Source organism: Ruegeria sp. CE12 (assembly GCF_056537525.1).
Genome location: NZ_JBQFRS010000002.1, coordinates 735288 through 759764, shown reverse-complemented (window position 1 = coordinate 759764; position 24477 = coordinate 735288). Strand labels below are relative to the sequence as shown.

Here is a 24477-nt window from a genome sequence, read left to right as displayed (position 1 = left end):
TTTCAGTTGCACCCGGATCGTATCAGGGTTAGCTAACGGCCAAGGCACCTGTAGCTCAGCTGGATAGAGCGCTGCCCTCCGAAGGCAGAGGCCAGAGGTTCGAATCCTCTCAGGTGCGCCATATACCCTAAATTAATGTGATTTATCGGTGACTTAAGAGTGCCGGTACTAGCTGTTTGTTCATCCATTCCTTGTTCGGTCTTTTTGGTCGGTCGTATCTGGCGAACTGTCTGCTAAGGCGATGGTTCAGTACTTCTTAGGAGATGAAGAACAGCAGCTGTAATTAATAGCTCTGTGCCGAAAATGGATAGCGTCGCGATCAATTGCGCTGAACGCTCTCAGCAGTCAATGGGTAGCCCGCGACACCGGTATTGCGGGCATGTTCCGGGTTGAGTCAGAAGCCAGCCGTACTGATGAAAGCGTGAAGACGTTGCCAAACCCAGATTTCTCTAGGTCAAAGTCATTGCGTATTTGCGATGAACAAAACTCGGGCTCGTTCTGTGCAGACTAGAAGGCGTTACCCCCCCCATCAGAGCAATCACCCGGCGTAAGTGGTCGGGCATTATTGCGAGTGGCCTGTGCTGGGTATTTCTGCCAGTTCTCTCAGGAAAACCAGTCATCGAATGATGGGACCGTGTCAAAAGTCCAAAACACAGATTCAGGGGTTTCTGTGGTTTGTGAAGACAATGACGAACTTTTTTGTCCCATCAAACTGGACAACCTGAGATCCAACCCATTGGCCGACGCGCCATTTTCGGTGTCCTGAGCCGGAGCGTTAAATACAAACTCGTCGTTGCCAGTCCATGCATTGGTTGCGGTTACAGATTCAGCGAGTTTGAACAAGTTTCCTAATTCCTGCAGTTGCCAACCGCCACTGGCATCGACCGCAACTGCGTTTACCATAGCGGTGCTTCCTGCATTGTTCGTATCGCCATTGGCAACAACATTGTCCGGGAGATCGTCTCTCAAACTATCGATAAGCCCAGGATTCAATGGCCTGCCGCAATATCCACACATAGTGCTCTCCAAGTACGTTTATCGACAGGCCTATGATCCTATCGACTTAAAATAGCATTGATATAGGGCGTATCGATGAAATGCGGCAGTATTTTGGCTATCCGCGCGATGCCTCAATGTAGTCGTCGCGCTTAGGTTGCCAGATGTTGCGGTGGTTCTAACCTTCTGGATCGATTGAACATAAATGCGAATTCACATCTCACTTTCTGAGCCGGAATAGACTGCACTCATAACAAAATCCTACGAAACGTGTGGAGCTCTGAGGCGCGCCATCGACCAACTATTTTTCCGAATGAAGACGCAGGACGCGGTCTTGTGTGATCTGCCGCAATCACTTGACTTACCAGTTCTGGTTGAAACAACTGCGCTAAGTCAGACCAAAGTGAACAAATCCATAAAACAAAACCCCGGGTGGTACGGCACACCGGGGTTTCAGGCAGTTAACGATTTGTATTTCTTAGCCGCGCCAACTGCGAACCACACCGCAATCCATATGGACAAAGTTCGAGCGGTAGTACTGACCAACACCGCCAGCACGACAGGACATAGCTGCTTTGGCCATTTGCGAAACTGAACGTGAAGACAGGCGTAGATCAGCTGCCTGGCCCTTCATATGCAGCGAGTTTCTCGCCACCCCGCGCGAGCGCGAGCGCAACATTGCATTGGTTTGTGGGGAACGATAGCCGGACAGCAGCATATAAGGCTCATTTACGTCCAGCAGGTTATGGGAAGCTGCCATGATGTCGATTGTGCGCAAATCCATTGATTTGGACTGATCGGTACGCCAATCGCGCATGAAGTGGTTCACTTCTTTGACAGCATCCTTGATGTATTTTCCATCGACCCAATATATCATGTCGATGCGTTCGCCAGTGCGACCAGAATACATGCGGATACGACGAATATCGCCACCCCCACGAAGAAAGCCCGCTGCGTTGGAATAATTCGGTGCTGCAACTACTGCTGTTGCCGCAAATGCGCCCAATAGGGCACGCCGGGTCAACCCCGAAGTACTGCTCTCGGCCATTTTATGTTTCGTCCCGTACTGTTCCTGCCTGCACACGATGTTACGTGCGCTCTATTAATTTTTTCCCATCCCCAGATGCGGGATTTATGACACAGTAGGAATCATCCGCCAAGAAGTCTTTCGCACTCATGTTTTCAAGGGGGAATATTCGGCAGTTTCTTGCGCATATGACACAGGTGTGCACAGTTATGACACATTTCGACGGTTTTTCCGGCGTCCGATGCAAACGCGCATCAGCGTCTGACAGATAGGTCAGAGTCATCTATTTGTGAATGGACAAAGGGCAGGTACCGAAATCATATTTGTTCGGCGAGCAGCGCAAACTACAAGTTATTGAAAATTCAAGGCCATCCCATGCAGTCTGTCTTTCGGACAAGTACCAGTCTTCTTCTTGCCGCCTGTTTTGCGGTTTCAGCGTCCTTTACATCGGCAGCAACCGATGAAGGGCAAAGTACAGCTTTCCAGATGTCAGTTGCCGAGAGCACTTCGGCGGGGTCTGGTCTTGCTGAGTTCTATCGCAACAATGGCTTTGAACCTGTTTGGGTTGGCGATACGCCGGAACATGCAGCCAGACGTGCGGCTCTGATCAGAGCTCTGTCAAACGTTGAAATGCACGGTTTGCCAGCGTCCAGATATGATGTTCAGTCGCTGATCTCGAAAATGCAGGATGCCAAATCGGTCAGGGATCTTGGACAGATAGAGGCTGAGCTCAGCCGTGTTTTCCTGAATTACGCGCGTGACGTGCAATCCGGTGCGTTGCGCCCCTCACAAATTGATCCCGGCCTTGTTCGCACCGTCAAACGGCTGCCGGCCGAGGAACATCTGAACGCGGTCTTGGCTTCTAAAGATGGTGCCTACATTCAGCAGCTGGCGCCTCAGACCGGGCAATATCGCGCGCTTATGAAGCAGAAAATGGCGCTTGAAGCTCTGATCGCGAAAGGCGGTTGGGGATCGACAGTTCCGGTTGATAAGCTGGAGTTGGGCGACAGTGGGCCGAATGTAATTAAGCTTCGCAACAGATTGGTTTCATTGGGGTATATGAGGCCGACTGCCAGCCCGACTTTCGATAAAACGCTTCTGTCCGCAGTGAAGGATTTTCAGCGGGATCATGGCCTGGAGCCTGATGGTGTTGCTGGTCAGGGCACGATAACCGAACTTAACCGTCCGGCTTCGGATCGTTTGAAAGCCGTACTCGTTGCGTTAGAGCGGGAACGTTGGCTGCCGCGTGAACGGGGCGAACGCCATATCCTTGTAAATCAGGCGGATTTTTCGGCTAAGATCGTAGATGACGGTCGCGTCACGTTCGAAACGCGTGCGGTTATCGGAAAAAACACTCATGATCGTCGTAGCCCGGAATTCTCGGATGAGATGGAGCATATGGTGATTAACCCGAGTTGGTACGTGCCACGCTCGATCATCACCAAAGAATATCTGCCAAAATTGCGCGCCAATCCGAATGCGGTAGGTCATATCGAGATCACCGATCGCCGGGGGCGTCAGGTAAACCGAGGGGCGGTGGATTTCACCCAATTCACAGCTAAGAACTTTCCGTTCGCCATGCGACAGCCTCCAAGCAAGAGCAATGCACTTGGTTTGGTGAAGTTCATGTTCCCGAACAAGCACAATATCTATCTGCACGATACGCCGCAAAAGAGCTTGTTTGCGCGTGAAGTTCGGGCATTCTCGCACGGCTGTATTCGTTTGGCGCAGCCATTCGAATTTGCGTATGCTTTGCTGGCGCGTCAGGAGGAAGATCCCAAAGCGTTTTTCCACCGCATCCTGAGCACAGGTAAAGAAACCAAGGTGAACCTGGATAAGCCGGTTCCGGTGCACTTGATTTACCGGACAGCCTATATCGGCCCCAAAGGTGAGGTGCAGTACCGCCGCGATGTCTATGATCGGGATCGCAAAATTTGGGAAGCGCTGCAAAAAGCAGGGGTGGTCCTGCCTGACGTTCAGGGGTAATCACGCAGGCAAGTCCTGATATAAGGAAGCTTGCCATGCAGTTTACCATTCAACAAATCGCTGACGCACTCGGTGTCCCGGCCGAGGGTAACACCGATCTGACAATCCTGCGTGCTGCGGAACCGGCTGAGGCGGAGGCCACGGACCTGGCAATGGCAATGTCGCCCAAATACGCCGAGGCACTTTCATCCGGTACTGCGCGCGTAGCAGTGTTATGGGAAGGTGCGGACTGGCAGGCCCTTGGGTTGGAGGCAGCGTTGTTTGTGCCACGTCCGCGGATGGCAATGGCCGGGATTACAGCCATGCTGGACCGGGGGCAGGGCGTAGAACCGGGCATTCACCCTTCGGCAGTGATCGATCCGACTGCTGATATCGGCGACGACGTTGCAATCGGCCCTCTGAGTGTGGTTGGCGCGCGCGCCCAAATTGGCGCGGGATCAGTGATCGGCGCCCATTGCGTTATCGGGATGGATGCGAAGCTGGGCTCCAACGCGGTCCTGCGCGAAATGGTCAGCATCGGTGCACGGGCTCAGATTGGCGATCGTTTCATTGCGCAACCCGGTGCACGGATTGGCGGTGACGGGTTTAGCTTTGTTACGCCCGAAGTGTCTGACGTCGAAAATGTCCGCAAGACCATGGGCGACAAAGGAGACGCCAAGGCTCAGAACTGGCTGCGCATCCATTCGCTCGGCGCGGTCGAAATCGGTGATGATGTCGAGGTCGGCGCGAACTGCACCATCGACAACGGAACTATCCGCAATACGAGCATTGGTAGCGGATCGAAACTGGATAACCTTGTCCACGTGGGCCACAACACCCGGGTTGGGCAAGATTGTTTGTTGTGCGGCCAGACAGGCGTTTCAGGTTCAGTTGAAATCGGAAACAATGTTGTTCTGGGCGGTCAAACCGGGGTCGTGGATAATATTTTCATTGGCAATGGAGTGATCTCTGGCGGTGGAACCAAGATCCTGTCTAATGTACCTGCCGGGCGCGTAATTATGGGCTATCCGGGCATAAAAATGGAAAGCCACACAGACATCTATAAGGCTCAGCGCCGGCTGCCGCGTATGGCACGTGACGTCGAGGCGTTGAAAAAGGCTGTTTTCAAACAGCCTCCAAGCGATTAAATCATCCTCAAAGCGATAATTAGGGGATCACTATGAGCATCAGCGACCGCGTCATCGCGATCATTGCAGAGCAGGCAGTGCTGGAGCCATCCGATGTCACGCCTGAAAGCACGCTTGAGGATCTGGGCATCGACAGTCTTGGATTGGTCGAGAGCATCTTCGCCATTGAAGAAGAATTTGATATAACGATCCCCTTCAACGCGAATGAACCGACAGCCAGCGATTTCGATATTTCGAATGTCGCCGCCATCATCGCCGGGATTGAAAAGCTGGTTGCGGAAAAGGTCTGACAAGCGATCATGAAACGCGTTGTCATTACAGGTGCCGGCACAATCAACTCGTTGGGCCATTCAGTTCCCGATACCCTTGAAGCCATGAGAGAAGGCCGGTGCGGCATATCGGAACTGGAATTCCGGGATGTCGAAAGGCTGGCAATCAAGATCGGCGGTCAGGTCCGCGGGTTCGAAGCTGAAGGCCGTTTCAACCGTCAGCAAATGACATTGTATGATCGGTTCACTCAATTCACACTGACGGCCGCAAAAGAGGCGATCGAACAGTCGGGGATCGAGTTTCATGGCGAACTTGCTGCACGGTCCGGGGTCGTCCTGGGTACTGCCGGCGGTGGAGTGTCTACATGGGACGACAACTATCGCTCTGTCTATGAAGATGGCAAAAACCGCGTTCATCCCTTTGTCGTCCCTAAGTTGATGAACAACGCTGCTGCCAGCCACGTTTCGATGGAGCATAACCTCAAAGGCCCAAGCTTTACAGTTTCAACAGCCTGTGCATCGTCCAATCACGCGATGGCATTGGCCTTTCAGATGGTCCGCAGCGGTGCTGCGCCAGCGATGTTGACTGGCGGTTCGGAATCTATGCTCTGCTTTGGGGGCGTAAAGGCTTGGGAAGGCTTGCGCGTTATGTCCAAGGACGCCTGCCGCCCATTCAGCGCCAACCGCAATGGTATGGTTCAGGGCGAGGGAGCTGGTGTATTCGTGTTCGAGGAGTATGAGCACGCACGGGCTCGGGGTGCTGAGATTTTGTGTGAGGTGGTTGGATATGCGATGTCATCCGATGCCGCAGATATCGTGATGCCAAGCAAGCAAGGCGCATCACGCGCGATGTCCGGGGCACTGGCTGATGCCAAACTGAATGCCAGCGATGTTTGTTACATCAATGCGCACGGAACCGGCACAGCGGCAAATGACAAAACCGAATGCGCTGCGGTTGCAGATGTGTTTGGTCCTCATGCAGATGAATTGATGATTTCTTCAACCAAATCGATGCATGGTCACCTTATTGGTGGTACGGGTGCGGTGGAGTTGTTGGCCTGTATCATGGCACTCAAAGACGGCGTTATTGCCCCGACGATCGGCTATGAAGAACCTGATCCGGAATGCGCCTTGGATGTTGTCCCGAATGAGGCGCGCGAAGCGAAGATCGATGTTGCTTTGAGCAACGCGTTTGCGTTCGGTGGCCTGAATGCGGTTCTCGCGCTGAAGCGGGTCTAACAAAAAAGCCGCCGAGATAACCGGCGGCTTTTTCGTAGGTTTGTTTTCGTCTTAATTCAGATTAACGGACAGTCCGTCAAATGCTGACGTGAAACCGCTGAGGGACATTTCCATGTCCAGTATCTGATCCGGGAAACGGGCCGGAACCAGCGACAGAACGGCTTTTGTGCCCGCCTTCATTGCGTCCACATCACCTTGCGTCAGACCCAGCTGCGCTACGCAGCCGACCGGCACACAGTGGTGATAGTTATAGAGCTTGCGCGGAGCTCCATCGATTGACAGAGCCAGTTGGGCCTGCAGGAGAGTTTCGAGCGGAACAATCACGTTTGCCCAAGCGACAGCGGCACCGCCTTCGGGCAGTTTTCCAACGGTAATCTCGGCAATGGGTTCACCCTGTTGGCCGCTAAGTACCTGGACCATCGCACAAGGGTCTTCACCGTTTTCAGCCTTCAGACACGAAATTTCCCAATCGCCCGATTTTTCCTTAACGTACTGCTCGCCAATGCGGGGACCGGTTTCGCCCAGATCCAGGTCAGTACCCGCTTCGGCTTGCGGCGCTTCTGCCGGTGTTTCCGCGTCCTGCGTGGTTTCCTGAGCAATGGCTACACCGCACCAAAGAGCGGCCGCCACCATGTTAAGTGGGAGAAGTTTCTTGATCATGAATGCCTCATTGTGCTGATCCAGCTTTTCCACTCGTCTAACATCTGAAACTTCAGGTGTCAGGCGCAAACCTGTCATTGTTTTGCGAATTGAACGAAATTCTGCCGAATACGCACAAAGACCGCTGTTTTCGGTCTTGTGCAGGCCAATGAAAAAGGGAGCCGATGAGGCGGCTCCCCTTAGAATAGTTCTCCCCGTCGGACTGGCCGACTTAGTTATGCGCAGACGTTACGAAAGGGGAAGCCAGCGGTCAACAGCTATCCTGAAAATTTAATCATTCTACGCATTTGAATATTTTACTTAAAGGCCACGAAAAAAGCCGTGCCCGCAGGCACGGCCAGTCGACAGGGAGGAAGTCTGCCCCCGACGGCTTGAGCCGCATTGAAGGCAAATTGACTATCGCAGCCAAAGGTTAAGTTTGTATGCTGGTCAAAGAGCGATGAAGTTTAGGACAGTAAATCCATGAGCGAGAACATATTTGTTGGCGGTGCAGGGCAGGACTACGGGCAAGCACAAGGGCTGACTTTGAAGTATGCAAACCGTCACGGTTTGATTGCGGGTGCAACGGGCACAGGCAAAACCGTAACGTTGCAAATCTTGGCCGAAGGTTTCTCGCAAGCTGGTGTTCCTGTGTTTCTGGCCGATGTCAAAGGGGATCTGTCTGGCCTTGCACGCTCCGGCAGCGACCAACACAAGTTACACAAAGCGTTTATGGAGCGCGCAGAGAGAATTGGCTTCACGGATTTTTCCTATGCTGCCTGCCCGGTGACATTCTGGGATCTGTTTGGTGATCAAGGACATCCGGTCCGCACTACAGTAACCGAGATGGGCCCATTACTGTTTTCCCGTTTGCTGGAATTGTCCGAAGCCCAGGAAGGGATTCTGAACATTGCATTTCGGGTTGCCGATGAAGAGGGAATGCCATTGCTGGATCTCAAAGATCTTCAGGCATTGCTGGTTTGGATCGGTGAAAATCGGGCACAACTTTCCCTGAGATACGGTAACGTATCGACAGCTTCGATTGGGGCGATTCAACGGCGTTTGCTGGTACTGGAAAACCAGGGCGGGAACCGTTTGTTCGGTGAGCCAGCCTTGGCTTTGTCTGATCTCATGCGAAAGGATGAAAACGGGCACGGGATGGTGAATATCCTGGCTTCGGATAAGTTGATGGGGGCACCGCGCCTCTATGCGACTTTCCTTCTTTGGTTGCTGAGCGAGCTGTTCGAAGAACTTCCCGAAGTTGGTGATCCCGACAAACCAAAACTGGTCTTCTTTTTTGACGAAGCACACTTGCTATTTGAGGATGCTCCGAAGGTTCTGGTCGACAAGGTTGAACAGGTGGCGCGCCTGATCCGGTCAAAGGGGGTTGGGGTGTATTTCATTACCCAGAACCCTGCTGACATCCCCGAGGATATACTCGGTCAATTGGGTAACCGGGTTCAGCATGCGTTACGCGCCTTTACCGCGCGGGATCGCAAGAACTTGCGGCTTGCGGCCGAAACCTATCGCGAGAATCCCGCCTTCGACACCGAGACTGCGATCCGGGAAGTAGGGGTCGGAGAAGCCGTAACGTCCATGCTTGAGAAAAAAGGTATACCGGGCATGGTTGAACGCACCCTTATTCGCCCTCCTGGGTCCCAGCTTGGGCCAATCACTGCAGCGGAACGTCAAGCTGTTCTCGATGCATCTCCAATGGCGGGAAAGTATGACAGGCTGCTGGATCGGAAATCGGCGTTCGAGATTTTACAAGCTAGAGCGAACCAGGCTGCGCAAGAGGCAGAGGTTGCGGAAGCTGACGAAGTGGTCGAACGGCAAAGTCCGATGGAACGGGAGTATTCGTCGGCTCGCCGATACACCGGGGGACGTGTTGGCCGATCAACATCAAGAGCGGTGCGCAAGAAAGACACTTTTGCCAGTGCAATGAGTGAAGCGGTGATAAAGGAACTCAAAGGCACCACAGGCCGCCGGATTGTGCGTGGCATTTTGGGCGGTTTGTTCAGAAACCGATAGAATTGGCGTTAAGCCCCGCTGAAACGAAACTGCGGGGCTTTTATCGCGCTTAGCGTTTGAGCCGCCGTTGGCCTTCTTGCCGACAGTAGTTATCCGCTTGCGTTACAGACATCTTAGTAGCAGGGTAATCGATTGCACGATCCCAGGTTACACGATCCAGACGATAGAGCTGGCAGGTGACGACACCTTGGGGTGTCTGAACTTGGACTGGAGTCGTTTCAAGGTCTTCCGGGCTGGGGATGCAGCCGGCCAGGGCTGCCAGAACGGGCAAAAGAGTGACGGATGTGGTGAATGGTTTTTTCATGAGTGTCTGTGTTCTTTTATGATGACCAGAGCCGATTGTTACGAAACGCCGAAGATACTGAGTGAATTGGTTCGTTACATTGGAACGAACACGTTTACCGACGATGAACCCGTGTATAAAATTTTTTGTTTAGAATCAAGAAGCCGCGCCGAATTGAGGCGCGGCTTTTAGTTTGTGGAGGTTTCCGGAACTATTTCTCCGGAATAAGGCCCCTTGGACTAAATCTGAGAACAACCAGCAATATCAGGCCCATGGTGAACAGGCGCATGTGGGCTGCGCTTTCGATCAGATGTGTCTTGAGTGCACTTCCGTCCGGCATTCCAGCTGTGATCAGGTTCATCAACCACAGCCCGATTGGTTCGACCTGAACCCAGAGGAACCAGATCAAAAATGCCCCCAGAACAGCACCGAAATTGTTGCCGGAGCCGCCGACAATCACCATGACCCAGACCAAGAACGTAAAGCGCAATGGTTGGTATGCGCTTGGTGTCAGCTGCCCATCCAACGTAGTCATCATGGCACCCGCAATACCACAAATGGCCGACCCCAGAACGAATATCTGCAAGTGGCGACGGGTCACATCCTTGCCCATGGCTTCGGCGGCAACTTCGTTGTCACGGATTGCGCGCATCATACGGCCCCAAGGGCTCTTCAACGCCATTTGAGCCATCCAGAGCAGAATGAGCAGAACGGCCAGGAACAGCACCGAGTATCCCAGTTTGACCGAGAGTGTGGAGGCTGTAACCGGATCAAGGCCAAACCATGCTGCACGTTCAATGAAGCCAGGATCTTTTTGCAGCTCAATCTCATAGCCAACGACCGGGGATGGACGCGGGATGCCGTAGACATTCTTAACGCCCCGAGCCAACCAATCCTCGTTCTTCATGATGGCAATGATGATTTCGGCAATACCCAATGTTGCGATTGCAAGATAGTCCGAGCGAAGCCCCAGCGCCGTTTTGCCGATCAACCATGCGGCACCAGCAGCCAGCAATCCACCTGCAGGCCATGCCAGCAGAACCGGCAAGTTCAATCCGCCAATGTTGCCTTCCACTGCGGGATTGATTGCTTCGACTGCAGCAGCATTCGGATCAAAAATTGCACGGTAAACAAAGAAACCAACGATCAGAATACCTATGATCGACAGAGTCCGAACACGTCCGCTGGGCAGTTTTTGCGCTACAAGAACAGCAGCTACAACCGTTGCGGCACCTAGCAGAAGCGCAAGAATGATTCCGTATCCGCCAGCAGACCATGCACCGGGGGTCGGTGGAGTGGAGACAAGAACCACACCAAGTCCGCCAAGGGCTACAAAGCCCATGACGCCGACATTGAACAGGCCCGCAAATCCCCACTGAAGGTTAACACCTATGGCCATGATAGCCGAGATCAGCCCCATGTTCAGGATCAGGATCGCGGTGTTCCAGCTTTGGGAAAAACCGGTCACAAGAATAAGCGCACCGACCACTACGAATAGCAGAGTGTTTTTGGTCATCTCACTCATACCGCTTTCCCCTTGAATAGCCCCGTGGGCTTAAACAGAAGCACGATCAGCAGGATGACGAAGCTGACGGCAAATTTGTAGTCCGTGGACAAGAACTGAACCAAGCCTGACGGTGCCAAACTTTCGGGTGCAATGTATGTGAGGACTTTCTTCCATGCATAGGTGATCGTGACTTCCGAGAAGGCGATGATGAAACCTCCGGCGATGGCGCCTAACGGATTACCCAGACCGCCGACAATAGCCGAAGCAAAGATTGGAAGCAGAAGCTGGAAGTACACAAACGGCTTAAAGCTCTTGTCCAGCCCATACAGCACACCGGCGGTTGTCGCCAACGCTGCCACGATGATCCAAGTGATCATCACGACGCGTTCCGGGTTGATGCCCGAAAGCAGCGCCAGATCTTCGTTGTCGGAATAGGCACGCATGGATTTCCCGGTGCGTGTTTTGTTCAGGAACCAGAACAGCAAGGCGACCGAGACAACGGCGACGACGACGGTGATGCCCTGTGAGGTCTTGATCGCAAGTCCTTCGTTCAGGCCAGTCATCTTCTTGAAATCACGTGCGGATATCAGAAAACGCGCACCATCCGAAAAGCGCTGATCGTCGGGTCCGATGATAAAGCGAACAAGGCCGTTCATGATGAACATGACACCCATCGAGACAATGACCAATATGACTGGTTTGGCTTTCTGTTCACGATAGAAACGATAAACCAGTCTGTCTGTGATCAGGACAAGAATGATGCATCCAAGTATCGCGAATGGCATGGCCAGCAATGCAGTGGGCAACGGGCCAAAGCTGACACCGGCGGCTTGCAGCCCCCAAGTGACAAGCACAGCAATCATGGCGCCAAATGCCATCGTGTCACCATGAGCAAAGTTGGAAAATCGCAGAATGCCGTAGATCAGAGTGACCCCCAGCGCCCCTAGGGCAAGCTGGGATCCGTAGGCGATTGCCGGCACCAGCACAAAGTTAGCAAGCGCGACAAGCGCGTTCAGTATGTCCATGTGACCTTCTCATTTTCTCGGGTGCGGCTTTATGGCATGCAGGCCGCCCGATACACAACAATCAGGTAGCGAATAACGCTGTTAAATCGGCAATTTTCTCATGTTTTTTCTGGCCCCCGCATCGTCAGGTTGAAAACTCGCATATCGATGAAGGGCCTGAAAATACAAAGGCCGAACAGAGTTCATATCCGTTCGGCCCAATCGTCGAAGTGATGAATATAACCAGACTACTTGTTGGTTACCGCGCAGTTTCCGCGTTCGTCATGCATCTGGCCACCTGACGTATGCACTGAGACCTTTCCGGTTTTGTCATTGACGGTATAGCCAACACTTCCGCCGGCAGAAATCGAGAGGAATTCGTGGGTTCCCAGTCCGGGGAAGACCAGAACTTCGATAACCTTACCCTGCTTAGTCACAGTGCCCTTGGAATTCCCTTCGACCCGGTCCAGCGTGACTGGAATAACGGGATCGAGGGACGAGCACTTTCCCGCCTTGCAGATCTCGGTCAGCTGACATTCATAGACGAACCGACCTTTTGGAACATCCAGCGTCACGGACTGAGCGGCGACAGGAATAAATACGGCTGCAAGGGCGGCCAGGTGTTTCATTTTGCTTCTCCTGAAGTGGTCGCTTGTGGCATAGGCTGCTGCGACGTGGCACCAAAGAATCGTGAGTTTTTGACTCACGATTTTCGGCACCGGGGTAGGCGAGTAGGATCACAAAATCAAACGTTGAATCGCGTGTATCGGATTCAATTATTGGGTGAGCAGTTTTAAACCTCTTCACACGATCCGTGGTCGGTACCGGCGTGAGGTCCTTTGACGGACAGGTCGTAGGTCATGTCCGAGAAATGCACGACAAAGGTCATCACATCACTTTCTTCGATATGCACGAAAGTCATGTTGCCAACACCTTTGAAGACCAATGCATCGCCCGCGATGTCCTTTGTCTCGATGCTGCCCTTGTCTCCTTCAGGAGCACGGTTCAGGCGGACTTCGCTGCCGTCACGATCTGATACACAGACAAAGTGACGTTCCTCTGCGGCTGCACCGGTCGCAAGAACAGCGGCAACAGCAGCAATCATCCAGGTTTTCATGTTGAGATTTCCTTAGTTTTATTGGTCTTGTTTCGCTTTGGCAGCATGTTCAAATTACATGTTTATCCCGGATATCTTTTGCATCCGGACGATGCGGAACTAGTCAGGCATTGTGACGCCAATACAGCCTAACGGTGTCCAACTTCGGTTCGTGCGAAAATCTGCTTGTTCTTTTTTCCAGTTGGTCAAATCAACCAAATCAATGGTTTAGAATGTATGTTTGACCTTGGAAACGTTGATCGCTGGTGTGGTGCCACATTGGAGACACAAAATCGGTCATAAACACGTTGGTTTGTTTGCTTTAAGGTGATTCAGCACTGTCGCTAAAGTCAACCCGTCACCAAGCTGAGTCTGTCTGACCTGTGTACTCCCAAGGTGCTAACACGACAATTCTCACTTACTCTCAACTAGGCGTGAGGCAAGACCGATAAGCCTTTGCGAAGGCAGTATTCTATCTACCTATGATCGTGGCGCAGGGCATGTCCCGCCCCAGACAGGAACAAAGGGTCCCGGCCGGTCACTCATCCGTACCGGACCCCAGAAGGAAAGTGGAACTATGAAAAATACCATCTTGTTGCTCGCCGGTCTTGCCATGCCCACGATTGCTTTCGCCGCAACAAACGATCCGCTGAACGGAGCAGACTTCGTTGTGAACTGTGTATCAGATAGCAATGGCGGTGCAGTGACGCTGGCACGGTCTGGCGCGACTGACAAAGGGTTCATCGTAACCGATGACATCAAGGGCGAAGCGACAATTATTGCAGGTCTGAATTCACTGACCTTCCTGCATATCATGGACAAGGATGTCGTGACCTTTGTCGTAGATTTTGACAACCTCAACTACGACATGTCGATCAAAGGTCCGCATGCGGCGCAGGATTTTGGCTCTTGTGGTGATCCGATTGGGTGAGAACAAAAGGTAGTTTTAAATTAGAAGGGATTGAGGGCAAACCTCCACAGCAAAGATGGTTGTCGATTTGCTCTATTATTTGCTCTCACACCCTTGAAACTCAATGAGAAACTCTGAGAGGCCCGAGTTTTTGAAATGTCTTTCAATCCACTCAAAACCTTTTGGAACATAGGAGAAGAACAACACACCGTTTTCAATAGAGTCTTCATTACCTCCTCGAAAATCCACTGCGTGTTGCTCTGGCATTGAAACTGAAAAATCGTAGTCCGGCTTACCGTGAAAACCATCGTCGAGGAGTTCGATCTTCGTGTGGTAACCCTGCTCTGATGGTGCGTGGCTTAGAAAAACACTTTCATCCCCGTCAATTATCACGAGCAACAAATTGAGGTTTCGGGATTTTCGTTTGCAGCGTCCATTAAACTCGCAGACCGAAACAGTTCGGCACTCCAACGTTAATGCGTAGTCGATGGCTTCTTCAAAAGCAGCTAGAGGGCTGGCTTGAAGTAACGCAATTGCAAACGCGCAGAGAAAGCGCATCCTCAGCCCCCTAGGAAACTCTTCCGAACCTCAGGGTCAGCCAGCAGTTCCTTACCCGTTCCCGTATAGGCATTCCGCCCCTGAACCAGAACATAGCCCTTGTCCGCAATCTCCAGCGCCTGACGGGCGTTCTGCTCAACCATAAGGATCGGCAACCCGGTGCGAGAAACCTCAATGATCCGGTCAAACAGTTCATCCATCACGATGGGCGACACGCCTGCGGTCGGTTCGTCCAGCATCAGAACTTTGGGCTGTGTCATCAGAGCCCGGCCCACGGCCACCTGCTGCCGTTGACCGCCCGACAGTTCTCCGGCCGCCTGATTGCGCTTGTCGCGCAGGATGGGGAAGAGGTCATAGACCTGCTCCATCGTCTGGCTGATATCATCGCGACGGATGAAAGCGCCCATCTCGAGGTTTTCCTCGACCGTCATAGACGTAAAGATGTTCTGCGTTTGCGGAACAAACCCCATGCCTTTGATCACACGGTCCTGAGGGCTGAGGTTAGTGATGTCTTCACCATCCAGACGCACCGAACCTGCGCGAACGTCCAGCATCCCAAAGACAGCCTTCATTGCGGTCGACTTGCCAGCGCCGTTCGGGCCCACGATCACCGCAATCTCACCTTTGTCCACGGCGATGGTGCAGTCGTGCAGAATGTCGGGGCCTTTGCCATAGCCACCCGTCATCGTGTCACCGATCAGGAAGGGGCCGCCGCCAACATAGTGGGTTTCACCGCTTACGCGATGTGCGGGTGTCATTGTACCAACGCCCTGAGTGTTGGTGATCGAGGCGTCCTTGTTCCCGTGATCGTCCTGATAGGGATTGTCGCTCATGCCTCGGCCTCCAGCTTATCTTTGTTCTTGAGGCCGGTGCCCAGATAGGCTTCGATCACGTGCTCATTCGCCTTGATTTCGTCCAGAGTGCCTTCGGCCAGCACTTTGCCTTCGGCCATACAGATGACCGGGTCACAGATCTTGCCGATGAAATCCATGTCGTGTTCGATAACCACGAAGGTATAGCCACGTTCCTTGTTCAGACGCAGGATCGTGTCGGCGATTGTCATCAGCAGGGTGCGGTTCACGCCCGCGCCGACCTCGTCTAGGAATACGATCTTGGCGTCGACCATCATGGTGCGGCCCAGCTCAAGCAGTTTCTTCTGACCGCCCGAGACCTGACCCGCTTTGTGGTCGGCCAGATGTTCGATTGTCAGGAATTCCAGCACCTCGTCTGCTTTGGCCTTCAACGCACGCTCTTCATCTGCGATGCGTTTGCGGCCGAACCAAGTGTTCCAGAGCGATTCACCCGATTGGGCGCCAGGGACCATCATCAGGTTCTCGCGGCAGCTCATCGATGAAAACTCGTGCGCGATCTGGAACGTACGCAGCAGACCTTTATGAAACAGATCATGCGGGGGCAGGCCGGTGATATCCTCGCCATCCATGAACACCTTGCCGCTGGTGGGTGGAAGCACCCCGGCGATGACGTTGAACAGAGTGGTTTTTCCGGCCCCGTTGGGCCCGATGAGCCCGGTGATCGAACCCTTTTCGATTTCCAGCGATGCACCATCCACCGCGTGAAAACCGCCGAAATGCTTATGCACGTCCTCGACGACGATCATGTGTTCCCCTAGCCACTTTTGCGGCGCTTTGCTGAATTGCCCCATCCCCCCGAAAGAGGTGCGGTCTTTTGTCATTGAAACAGCCCGGACACAAGGCCCGGGCTGCTTGGTATTATGAAGAAATCGGTCGGATCAACGGAAGTTGACGGTCTTGTTCTCGCCGTCGGTGACTTCGATCTCGCGATATGAACCCGCGCTTTCACCGGGGCCGATCAGCTCAACGCCCGATGCGCCGACATAGTCGATGTCCTGACCTGCGGCCAGAAGCTCCAGACCTTTCGCCAATTCACCCGGATAGATCTTTTCACCCGGAGCGTTGGCGACGTCCATGATCTTGGCGCCGTACTCAGCCGGGCTGGTCGAACCTGCGGCCTGCATGGCCAGCATGAACAGAGCGGCTGCGTCGTAAGACTCAGGCGAGTAAGGCGACGAACCGTCGAAACCTGCGGCTTCGGCCATTGCGAAGTACTTTTCAGCACCTTCACCTCCCGAACCTGCGATCTGACCAAACGAACCATCGAGGTCCGGACCAACGTTTGCAGGCAGTGAGTCACCGATCATGCCACCAGGCAGACCGAATGTGTCAAACGCACCGCTGTCCAGCGACGACTGGATGATGCCCAGACCACCCTGATCCAGATAACCCGCGACGACCAGAATATCGCCACCGGCTGATGCAAGGGCACCAACTTCGGCCGAATAGTCAGCTTTGCCATCTTCATGTGCAGCTGTGATGGTTACTTCACCACCGGCTGCCTCGAACGAGCTTTTGATCGCGTCGGCCAGACCCTTTCCGTAGTCGTTGTTGGTGTAGGTCAGCGCGATCGAGTTGATGCCACGATCTTTCAGAATGTCAGCCATAACCTGACCTTCACGAGCATCCGACGGAGCGGTGCGGAAGAACAGGCCATTGTCTTCCATGGTCGACAGGCCAGGTGACGTCGCCGATGGCGAAATCATGACCATGCCGTTTGGAATCGCAACGTTCTGCAGGATCGCACCAGTTACGCCCGAGCAGTCACCACCGATGATGCCGGCAACGCCGTCCGCGATCATGCGTTCACCGTTCGATGTTGCCAGACCGTTGTCGATGCAGCCGGTGTCAGCTCGCGAAGCGGTTACGGTCGTGCCATCCAGCAGTTTGCCGGATTCGGTAACTTCAGCCATTGCCAACTCGGCGCCTGAACCCATTGCCGGGGCCAGCGATTCAATCGGACCGGTAAAGCCAAACAGTACGCCCAGTTTGACGTCTTCAGCCATCGCGGTGCCGGCCAGAAGAGCGGTTGCTGCAGTTGCAGTAAGCAGCTTTTTCATATGGTTACTCCCTAATTGGAACGTATTCGTTCTGCGCACGACCCTAGGCAAGCTGTCCGGAAAAGAAAAGTCCTAACGAAAAAGTGCTTTTGTGGGCCATAACTCTATTTGTTTTGATGGGTTTGCCCGATGATGGCGGCGAACATCCGGTATTGGAGAGCAACGATGATCAGAGTTTGCGCGATTCTAGTTCTGCTGGTGATATCCGGAGGTATCAGGGCTGATGTACTTCAAACTTCAGCCGGTTCTGTTCGTGTAACAGAAATGCTGGGTGGCTTGGATACGCCATGGGCCATAGGCATTCTGCCAGACGAGAGCTTTCTGGTCACCGAGCGGGAAGGCGAATTACTATATGTGAAGGATGGTAAGTCTCAGCGAGTGTCAGGTGTGCCGAAAGTTGCAGCATCTGGGCAGGGCGGATTGCTGGATGTCACGATCGCCCGGGATTTTTCGAATAGTCGGGAGGTCTTCCTGACCTATTCCAAGCGTCAGAGTAGTGGCGCCGGAACTGCTGTTGCCGTGGCGCGATTGTCTGAAAATGGAAAGAGGCTTACCAACCTGCGCGTGATCTTCGAAGCAGTGCCAGGCGGGTCTGGGGGTCGTCATTTCGGTTCGCGTGTCGTGGAAGCTAATGACGGGTCGCTGTTCATCACGCTGGGTGAACGCGGAGACCGACCAGCTGCGCAGGACAAATCAAATCATATGGGCACCGTCATCAGGATCAATCGGGACGGAACAATCCCGTCTGACAATCCATTTGTTGGCGACCCCAGCGCGCGACCAGAAATCTGGTCATACGGGCACCGAAACCCTCAGGGCGCGGGACTTGATGCGCGGGGCAGGCTGTGGGTCTCAGAACATGGCGCGCAGGGTGGGGATGAGGTCAATCTTGTGCAGCCTGGTCTCAACTATGGCTGGCCGGTCATTTCATATGGCAAACACTATTCTGGCCAAAAGATTGGCGAGGGCACATCCAAACCGGGGATGGAACAACCCGAATTCTATTGGGATCCCTCCATCGCTCCATCAGGCTTGTTGGTGTATTCAGGCAAACTCTGGCCGCAGTGGAAAGGCGATATTTTCGTGGGATCTCTGAAATTCGACTACATTTCCCGTCTGGCTGGCAACCCACCGCGCGAAGTCGAGCAGATCAAAGGAGCTGAGACGGAACGCGTGCGCGATATCGTCGAAGCGCCTGATGGATCGATCTGGTTTATTTCTGTGGGGCAGGGTGCTGTTTACCGACTGACACCCGGATAGTTCGCGACAAAGTCAGACAGACAAGCGCCCGCCCTGAGTTCCACGCTCACGATACGGAGTAGTATTGTAGTGCGCGCGGTAGCATTTCGAAAAATGCGACGGGCTTGCGAAGCCACAAGCCAATGCGACGTTGATAACGCTCATGTCGGTTTGCATCAGCAGGTTCCGAGCTTTGTGCAGGCGAAGTTCCATGTAATAGCGCTTGGGTGAGCGGCTGAGATAACGGCGGAAAAGACGTTCCAGCTGGCGCGTGGACATACCGACATCTTTGGCAAGAATCGAAGGCGATATCGGCTCCTCGATGTTCTTTTCCATCATCAGGATAACCTGACTGAGTTTCGGATGGCGTACACCAATCCGCGTCGGTGTCGACAGGCGCTGCGTGTCCTGATCGGTGCGGATCGACGAATAGATCATCTGATCCGCAACCGCGTTTGCCAGATCTTCGCCGTAGTCATTGGCAATCAATTTGAGCATCAGGTCGATCGATGATGTTCCGCCCGCGGTGGTCATCCGGTTGCCATCAATCTGAAAGACCGATTTAGTCAGTTCGACGGTGTCAAATTCCTCTGAGAAACTATCGGAGTTCTCCCAGTGAATTGTCGCTTTCTTGCCCTCCAGAAGTCCGGCCTTTGCCAGTGTGTAGGCAGCTGTACATAGACCACCAATCTTAATCCCCTTGCGGGCCTCTCGACGTAGCCAGTTCAGAATTTTCTTGGTCGTGGCCGCCTGCACATCGACCCCGCCGCAGACCAGGATGACATCATCGCGCTGAAGTTCGGACAGGTCCGTGTCGAGCTTGAAAGTGGTTCCGGCAGAACAATGAACGACGTCTCCGCCTTCTCCGGCCAAGGTCCATGTATAGATCGGGCGATCGGACATACGATTTGCAATGCGCAAGCTGTCCAAAGCTGACGCGAATGACAAAAGCGAAAACTTGTCCAGCAGGACAAAGACGAAATTAAGCGGCTTTGCCGCGCTGCTGTCCACAGTGACAACTTGGCGTTGCTCTTGCATGGCGAACTGTCCTTGATTCGGCGACCGCTGCTCTTTAGCTGCGACGGATTTGCCAGACAACATGCTCAAAGCTTGTTTGCCCAGTCAAGAGGCGCAAATGAGATATGGTCACTCTGTAATGCATTTTGTATAGAGGCACCCTGAAATACCTCAGCGGAGATCAAAGCTATGACCGAGTGGCAAAAATCGAACTGGCGCAACAAGCCCCGAGTTCAGATGCCCGATTATACCGACGCGGCCGCACTGGCCAAAGTCGAGGCTCAGCTTTCGCAGTATCCCCCGCTGGTCTTTGCTGGCGAAGCGCGGCGCCTGAAGCAACATCTGGGTGCCGCTGGTCGCGGCGAGGCCTTCCTGCTGCAGGGTGGGGATTGTGCTGAAAGCTTTGAACAGTTCAGCGCAGACGCAATCCGCGACACCTTTAAGGTGATGCTGCAGATGGCGATGGTTCTGACCTATGGCGCCAAGGTGCCTGTGGTTAAAGTCGGCCGTATGGCAGGGCAGTTCGCCAAGCCGCGCAGCGCACCGACCGAGGTCGTGGATGGTGTAGAGCTGCCCAGCTACCGTGGTGATATCATCAACGAACTGGCCTTTACACCCGAGGCGCGCATTCCGAACCCGGGCAAAATGTTACAGGCCTACACGCAGGCTGCTGCAACACTGAACCTGTTGCGCGCATTCTCGACCGGTGGTTTCGCGGATATGAGCCGTGTTCATTCATGGACGCTTGGCTTTACCGATGAACAAGATGTTCAGAAGTATTCCGAGATCGCTGACCGGATCCAGGACACGATCGATTTCATGGGTGCGGCTGGCATCACGGCGGACACGACTCATGAGTTTTCAACCGTAGAATTCTACACCAGCCATGAAAGCCTTCTGCTGGAATACGAAGAAGCACTGACCCGTCTTGATTCGACCTCCGGCAACTGGCTGGCAGGTTCGGGCCATATGATCTGGATCGGTGACCGTACTCGTCAGCCAGATGGTGCACATGTCGAGTTCTGCCGTGGCGTTCTGAACCCAATTGGTCTGAAATGTGGTCCTACAACCACTGCTGAAGATCTCAAAGTTCTGATGTCCAAACTGAACCCGGAGAACGAAGAGGGTCGTCTGACTCTGATCGCACGTTTCGGCGCCGGCAAAGCGGGTGAGCATCTGCCGCGCCTGATTAAGGCCGTTAAGGAAGAGGGTGCGAAAGTTACCTGGGTCTGTGATCCAATGCATGGCAACACCATCAAGTCGGCCACCGGTTACAAGACGCGGCCCTTCGACTCAGTGCTGCGTGAAGTGCGTGACTTCTTTGGTGTGCATCAGGCCGAGGGGACAATCCCAGGCGGCGTGCATTTCGAGATGACCGGTCTGGACGTGACTGAGTGCACCGGCGGTGTACGTGCTGTTACCGAAGAAGATCTGTCGGATCGTTACCACACTGCCTGCGATCCGCGCCTCAACGCGACACAGTCGCTCGAACTGGCCTTCTTGGTCGCCGAAGAGCTGACCAATCTGCGGCGAGATCGCAGCAAGCGTGCTGCAAGCTGATCTAATTAGCAAAATCTTTAAACGGCGGGACCTGTGCCCGCCGTTTTTTCTTGCCTAGTCGTCCCGCGAAACAACAAGGCGAAGGTGGTTGGCAGGTCTGGCGAACTCAGCCTTTTCCTCCGCAAAGCCTGCCGGCTCTGCGGGCCTGGGTTTTGCTGGAGTGTGAAGATCTGCCACGGGTTTCGTCCGGATGTCTTCGATTATGAAACGTCGTGGTGTCGCTCCGATCGCGCCATCGCTGATCATGACGCCCAATACTCGGCTCACATCCCCCAGATCGCTTTTCAACGGCAACAGTATCATACGGGCCTGCAGTCGCGTACGGCCAAGTTTTCCCGATGAGTTCAATCCCAGTTCTGCGATAGCTGGGGACGCGAAAACCTGTTCCAGCGCGTCTTTGACGTCCGAGCGGGCGCTTGGTTCGAAAAATGCCGTCAGGGGCATGCCGCGCACCTCCATGCCAGCAAGCTGGTTCAGATGACTGCCTGCCAACCGAAAGCGCGCGAGGCCGGGTGCTATCCTTTCCAGAATGAAGGTGTATTGCAGAATGTTCTCCAGCCCACGCGGGTCAATCTGCGAACGCATCGGCACGCCATCGCCTGTCAGCAATGCCGTCCAATACGCTTCGACCTGTCGGATGGGTGACAGGCTGCGACCACTGTCAAAGCGATCCATTGCAACGATCTTTCCAAATTTCGACCCGGAACCATTCCCGAAAAAGGTTTTCATTTTGCCACCCTCATGTCGATTGACCACCATTTTCATAAAATGCTCCGCATTGGGCGGAGAGGCAGCCAACCCGTCATCGTGACCGACAGATTGACACGGGTTTATTCAAAATTGGAGCAAATCTTTAATGAATGGTTAACTTCTGGTGATGAATTGCAGCGACAGTGAGTCTTGCCCTATCGCCCCGGATGGCATTAGGTGCGGCAAGCAAGCGGGTCGCAGGCAAAAAAGGAAAGGGCAGTCATGATCAGATCCATGACCGGGTTTGCCTCGGGCAAAGGAGAGTTCGGACCTCACAGTTGGACCTGGGAACTGCGCAGTGTGAACGGCAAGGGGCTGGACATGCGGTTGCGTGTCCCTGAATGGCTGACCGGGCTTGAGACAGCGTTGCGGGCGGAGATGTCAAAATCGCTGAGCCGGGGTAACGTGACTTTGTCCCTGCGGCTGAGCAGAGAAGAAACAGCGACAGAGCTTAAACTCAACGAAGCAGCGATGACTGCAGCTTTAAGGGCGTTGGTGCAGACGCAAGTAATGGCTGAAGAACATAGCGTGGAATTGAGCCAACCCTCGGCGGCTGAACTGATTACCATCAAAGGTATGTTGGACTCGGGCGGTGAACTGGATGACCCAGCACCGTTGGTTCAGGAGTTGAAGTCAGAGTTTGGTGGTCTGCTGGTAGCTTTTCTGGATATGCGTCAAACCGAAGGTGAGGCGTTGTCTACTGTTCTGAACGGACAACTGGATCTCATTTCCGAACTGACCAGCCAAGCCGCCGCGCTGGCCGAAAAGCGCAAAGACCTGATGGCAGAAACGCTGCGCGACAACCTTGCGCGCGTGCTGGAAAACGCGCAGGGCGTTGATCCGGATCGTATTGCACAGGAACTGGCCCTGATCGCGGTCAAGGCTGACATCACCGAAGAAATTGATCGTCTGGCGACGCATGTAACCGCGGCACGCGCTTTGCTGTCGCAAGAGGGGCCGGTTGGGCGAAAGCTGGATTTCCTGATGCAGGAGTTCAATCGGGAGGCCAACACCTTGTGTTCCAAATCTCAGAATGCCGAACTGACTGCGGTGGGGTTGGAACTCAAAGCGGTCATAGATCAGTTGCGCGAGCAAGTGCAGAACGTTGAATAAATACGGGAAAGACTAACGATGGCGGATCGCCGAGGCCTACTTATCATTCTGTCTTCACCCTCGGGCGCTGGGAAATCCACCCTGGCCAAAAGGTTGATGAAATGGGACCCTGAGCTTGAGTTCTCGGTTTCGGCCACCACCCGGGCTCCGCGTCCGGGAGAGGAACACGGTCGCGAGTACTATTTCCTGAGTGAGGATGAGTTCAAACAGCAGGTTGCTGACGGACAGATGCTGGAACACGCCCATGTGTTCGGCAATTTTTACGGCTCACCAGCCGGTCCCGTGCGCTCATCAATCACCAACGGCAGGGACGTATTGTTCGATGTCGATTGGCAAGGTGAGGTCCAAATCCGCAATTCGGAGCTTGGCAAACATGCTTTGTCGATCTTCATCCTGCCTCCATCGATCCGAGAGCTTCGCCGTCGGCTGGAAACGCGCGGACAAGACAGCGAAGATGTGATTTCAAAGCGTATGCTCAAAAGTTGGGATGAGATCAGTCACTGGGGCTACTATGACTACGTACTGATCAATGATGATCTGGATGCTACCGAAGCCAAACTAAAGACCATCGTGAGTGCTGAGCGGATGCGCCGGATTCAACAACCGGATCTGCAAAATCACGTTCGTGCACTGCAAAATGAGTTCGAGGCCCTGTCATGACTGTTTATGCGCTTGGTGGGCATGCCCCTCAAATCCACGAAGATACTTGGGTCGCGCCAGATGCGAACCTTGTCGGCAAAGTCGTGATGGAGCAGGGGGCTTCGGTCTGGTTTGGCTGCACGATCCGCGCTGATCATGAGGAAATTCGTGTCGGGGAAGGCAGTAACGTTCAGGAAAACTGCGTGATGCATATCGATGCCGGGTTTCCGTTGTCCATCGGTAAGAACTGCACCATCGGGCATAAGGTCATGCTGCATGGTTGCACGATTGGCGACAATACTCTGATCGGTATGGGGGCTATCGTACTGAACGGCGCAAAGATCGGTAAGAACTGCCTGATCGGGGCCGGGGCTCTGATAACAGAAGGTAAGGAAATCCCTGACAACTCTTTGGTCATGGGGTCGCCGGGTAAGGTCGTCAGGCAGCTTGATGAGGCCGCTGCCCAGCGCATTACGTTCAGTGCGCTGCACTATCAGGACAACATGCGCAAGTTTCGGGACACCCTCAAACCCGTCACATGAGCAAGCCATCTCA

25 protein-coding genes and 1 tRNA gene are annotated in these 24477 nt (G+C 53.8%); 12 read left to right on the top strand and 14 right to left on the bottom strand.

The window, feature by feature from the left end; all coding sequences use genetic code 11:
- The first annotated feature begins 44 nt into the window (after window positions 1–44).
- Window positions 45–121: transfer RNA gene (locus tag ACR0IO_RS08630), tRNA-Arg, on the top strand.
- 482 nt (window positions 122–603) lie between these two features.
- Here the strand turns inward: ACR0IO_RS08630 and ACR0IO_RS08625 are convergent.
- Window positions 604–1017 (bottom strand): hypothetical protein, encoded by a 414-nt coding sequence (locus tag ACR0IO_RS08625; RefSeq protein ID WP_480740807.1) that lies wholly within the window; start codon window positions 1015–1017, stop codon window positions 604–606.
- Between the two features lie 457 nt (window positions 1018–1474).
- Window positions 1475–2044: a peptidoglycan L,D-endopeptidase MepK gene (gene mepK / locus ACR0IO_RS08620; protein ID WP_480740805.1), complete on the bottom strand. Its 570-nt coding sequence runs from the start codon at window positions 2042–2044 to the stop codon at window positions 1475–1477.
- A gap of 354 nt (window positions 2045–2398) precedes the next feature.
- Here mepK and ACR0IO_RS08615 point away from each other — a divergent pair, with 354 nt between their 5' ends.
- The 4 genes from ACR0IO_RS08615 to ACR0IO_RS08600 are packed head-to-tail and all read left to right on the top strand — an operon-like array spanning window position 2399 to window position 6644.
- The gene (locus ACR0IO_RS08615) at window positions 2399–4009 is read left to right on the top strand and encodes a L,D-transpeptidase family protein (RefSeq protein WP_480740804.1); all 1611 of its coding nucleotides are present in this window, start codon (window positions 2399–2401) and stop codon (window positions 4007–4009) included.
- A 35-nt stretch (window positions 4010–4044) separates the two neighbouring features.
- Window positions 4045–5136 (top strand): UDP-3-O-(3-hydroxymyristoyl)glucosamine N-acyltransferase, encoded by a 1092-nt coding sequence (gene lpxD / locus ACR0IO_RS08610; protein WP_480740800.1) that lies wholly within the window; start codon window positions 4045–4047, stop codon window positions 5134–5136.
- Window positions 5137–5168: 32 nt separating this feature from the next.
- Window positions 5169–5426 carry an acyl carrier protein gene (locus ACR0IO_RS08605; protein ID WP_155143143.1) on the top strand — a complete coding sequence of 86 codons (258 nt, stop codon included), beginning with the start codon at window positions 5169–5171 and terminating at the stop codon, window positions 5424–5426.
- A gap of 9 nt (window positions 5427–5435) precedes the next feature.
- Window positions 5436–6644, top strand: a complete 1209-nt coding sequence (locus ACR0IO_RS08600) for a beta-ketoacyl-[acyl-carrier-protein] synthase family protein (RefSeq protein ID WP_155143144.1) — start codon at window positions 5436–5438, stop codon at window positions 6642–6644.
- A gap of 51 nt (window positions 6645–6695) precedes the next feature.
- On the opposite strand, the gene ACR0IO_RS08595 is transcribed toward ACR0IO_RS08600, so the two are convergent.
- Window positions 6696–7304: an invasion associated locus B family protein gene (locus ACR0IO_RS08595; RefSeq protein ID WP_155143145.1), complete on the bottom strand. Its 609-nt coding sequence runs from the start codon at window positions 7302–7304 to the stop codon at window positions 6696–6698.
- 462 nt (window positions 7305–7766) lie between these two features.
- Between ACR0IO_RS08595 and ACR0IO_RS08590 the strand changes: the two genes are divergently transcribed.
- On the top strand, window positions 7767–9314 hold the full coding sequence (locus tag ACR0IO_RS08590; RefSeq protein WP_480740796.1) for a helicase HerA-like domain-containing protein: 1548 nt from the start codon (window positions 7767–7769) through the stop codon (window positions 9312–9314).
- A 49-nt stretch (window positions 9315–9363) separates the two neighbouring features.
- On the opposite strand, the gene ACR0IO_RS08585 is transcribed toward ACR0IO_RS08590, so the two are convergent.
- From ACR0IO_RS08585 to ACR0IO_RS08565, 5 genes are all read right to left on the bottom strand, one after another.
- Complete coding sequence (locus tag ACR0IO_RS08585; protein WP_155143147.1) at window positions 9364–9618, bottom strand: hypothetical protein; 255 nt, start codon at window positions 9616–9618, stop codon at window positions 9364–9366.
- A gap of 190 nt (window positions 9619–9808) precedes the next feature.
- The gene (locus ACR0IO_RS08580) at window positions 9809–11122 is read right to left on the bottom strand and encodes a branched-chain amino acid ABC transporter permease (RefSeq protein WP_155143148.1); all 1314 of its coding nucleotides are present in this window, start codon (window positions 11120–11122) and stop codon (window positions 9809–9811) included.
- Complete coding sequence (locus tag ACR0IO_RS08575; protein ID WP_480740793.1) at window positions 11119–12129, bottom strand: branched-chain amino acid ABC transporter permease; 1011 nt, start codon at window positions 12127–12129, stop codon at window positions 11119–11121. Before ACR0IO_RS08575 ends, ACR0IO_RS08580 begins: the two co-directional genes overlap by 4 nt.
- A 227-nt stretch (window positions 12130–12356) precedes the next feature.
- Entirely contained in the window at window positions 12357–12737 is a 381-nt protein-coding gene (locus ACR0IO_RS08570) for a hypothetical protein (RefSeq protein WP_480740791.1), read from the bottom strand.
- A gap of 164 nt (window positions 12738–12901) precedes the next feature.
- A complete protein-coding gene (locus ACR0IO_RS08565; protein WP_480740790.1) occupies window positions 12902–13225 on the bottom strand; it encodes a hypothetical protein in 324 nt (107 codons plus the stop codon).
- A 556-nt stretch (window positions 13226–13781) separates the two neighbouring features.
- Here ACR0IO_RS08565 and ACR0IO_RS08560 point away from each other — a divergent pair.
- On the top strand, window positions 13782–14135 hold the full coding sequence (locus ACR0IO_RS08560; protein WP_155143152.1) for a hypothetical protein: 354 nt from the start codon (window positions 13782–13784) through the stop codon (window positions 14133–14135).
- 75 nt (window positions 14136–14210) lie between these two features.
- On the opposite strand, the gene ACR0IO_RS08555 is transcribed toward ACR0IO_RS08560, so the two are convergent.
- The 4 genes from ACR0IO_RS08555 to ACR0IO_RS08540 all read right to left on the bottom strand — a co-directional run bounded on the left by ACR0IO_RS08555 (window position 14211) and on the right by ACR0IO_RS08540 (window position 17604).
- Window positions 14211–14672 (bottom strand): hypothetical protein, encoded by a 462-nt coding sequence (locus ACR0IO_RS08555; protein ID WP_480740789.1) that lies wholly within the window; start codon window positions 14670–14672, stop codon window positions 14211–14213.
- A gap of 2 nt (window positions 14673–14674) precedes the next feature.
- Window positions 14675–15505 carry an ABC transporter ATP-binding protein gene (locus ACR0IO_RS08550; RefSeq protein WP_155143153.1) on the bottom strand — a complete coding sequence of 277 codons (831 nt, stop codon included), beginning with the start codon at window positions 15503–15505 and terminating at the stop codon, window positions 14675–14677.
- Window positions 15502–16290: an ABC transporter ATP-binding protein gene (locus tag ACR0IO_RS08545; protein ID WP_155143154.1), complete on the bottom strand. Its 789-nt coding sequence runs from the start codon at window positions 16288–16290 to the stop codon at window positions 15502–15504. The genes ACR0IO_RS08550 and ACR0IO_RS08545 overlap by 4 nt, the downstream gene beginning before the upstream one ends.
- Before the next feature lie 132 nt (window positions 16291–16422).
- Window positions 16423–17604, bottom strand: a complete 1182-nt coding sequence (locus ACR0IO_RS08540; RefSeq protein WP_155143155.1) for an ABC transporter substrate-binding protein — start codon at window positions 17602–17604, stop codon at window positions 16423–16425.
- Between the two features lie 165 nt (window positions 17605–17769).
- Between ACR0IO_RS08540 and ACR0IO_RS08535 the strand changes: the two genes are divergently transcribed.
- Window positions 17770–18864, top strand: coding sequence for a PQQ-dependent sugar dehydrogenase (locus tag ACR0IO_RS08535; RefSeq protein ID WP_480740786.1), 1095 nt, complete (start codon window positions 17770–17772; stop codon window positions 18862–18864).
- 12 nt (window positions 18865–18876) lie between these two features.
- On the opposite strand, the gene ACR0IO_RS08530 is transcribed toward ACR0IO_RS08535, so the two are convergent.
- Window positions 18877–19881: a GlxA family transcriptional regulator gene (locus ACR0IO_RS08530; protein WP_155143157.1), complete on the bottom strand. Its 1005-nt coding sequence runs from the start codon at window positions 19879–19881 to the stop codon at window positions 18877–18879.
- Window positions 19882–20049: 168 nt separating this feature from the next.
- Between ACR0IO_RS08530 and ACR0IO_RS08525 the strand changes: the two genes are divergently transcribed.
- Window positions 20050–21420: a class II 3-deoxy-7-phosphoheptulonate synthase gene (locus ACR0IO_RS08525; RefSeq protein WP_170330374.1), complete on the top strand. Its 1371-nt coding sequence runs from the start codon at window positions 20050–20052 to the stop codon at window positions 21418–21420.
- Between the two features lie 54 nt (window positions 21421–21474).
- Here the strand turns inward: ACR0IO_RS08525 and ACR0IO_RS08520 are convergent, their stop codons facing one another.
- Window positions 21475–22149, bottom strand: a complete 675-nt coding sequence (locus tag ACR0IO_RS08520; RefSeq protein ID WP_480740784.1) for a PAS domain-containing protein — start codon at window positions 22147–22149, stop codon at window positions 21475–21477.
- A 243-nt stretch (window positions 22150–22392) separates the two neighbouring features.
- Between ACR0IO_RS08520 and ACR0IO_RS08515 the strand changes: the two genes are divergently transcribed.
- Genes ACR0IO_RS08515 through ACR0IO_RS08505 form a run of 3 tightly spaced genes read left to right on the top strand, consistent with a single transcriptional unit; the run spans window position 22393 to window position 24464 of the window.
- On the top strand, window positions 22393–23283 hold the full coding sequence (locus ACR0IO_RS08515) for a YicC/YloC family endoribonuclease (RefSeq protein ID WP_480740783.1): 891 nt from the start codon (window positions 22393–22395) through the stop codon (window positions 23281–23283).
- A gap of 18 nt (window positions 23284–23301) precedes the next feature.
- Entirely contained in the window at window positions 23302–23943 is a 642-nt protein-coding gene (gene gmk / locus ACR0IO_RS08510) for a guanylate kinase (RefSeq protein WP_170330379.1), read from the top strand.
- Complete coding sequence (locus ACR0IO_RS08505) at window positions 23940–24464, top strand: gamma carbonic anhydrase family protein (RefSeq protein ID WP_480740778.1); 525 nt, start codon at window positions 23940–23942, stop codon at window positions 24462–24464. The genes gmk and ACR0IO_RS08505 overlap by 4 nt, the downstream gene beginning before the upstream one ends.
- The last annotated feature ends 13 nt before the right edge of the window (window positions 24465–24477 follow it).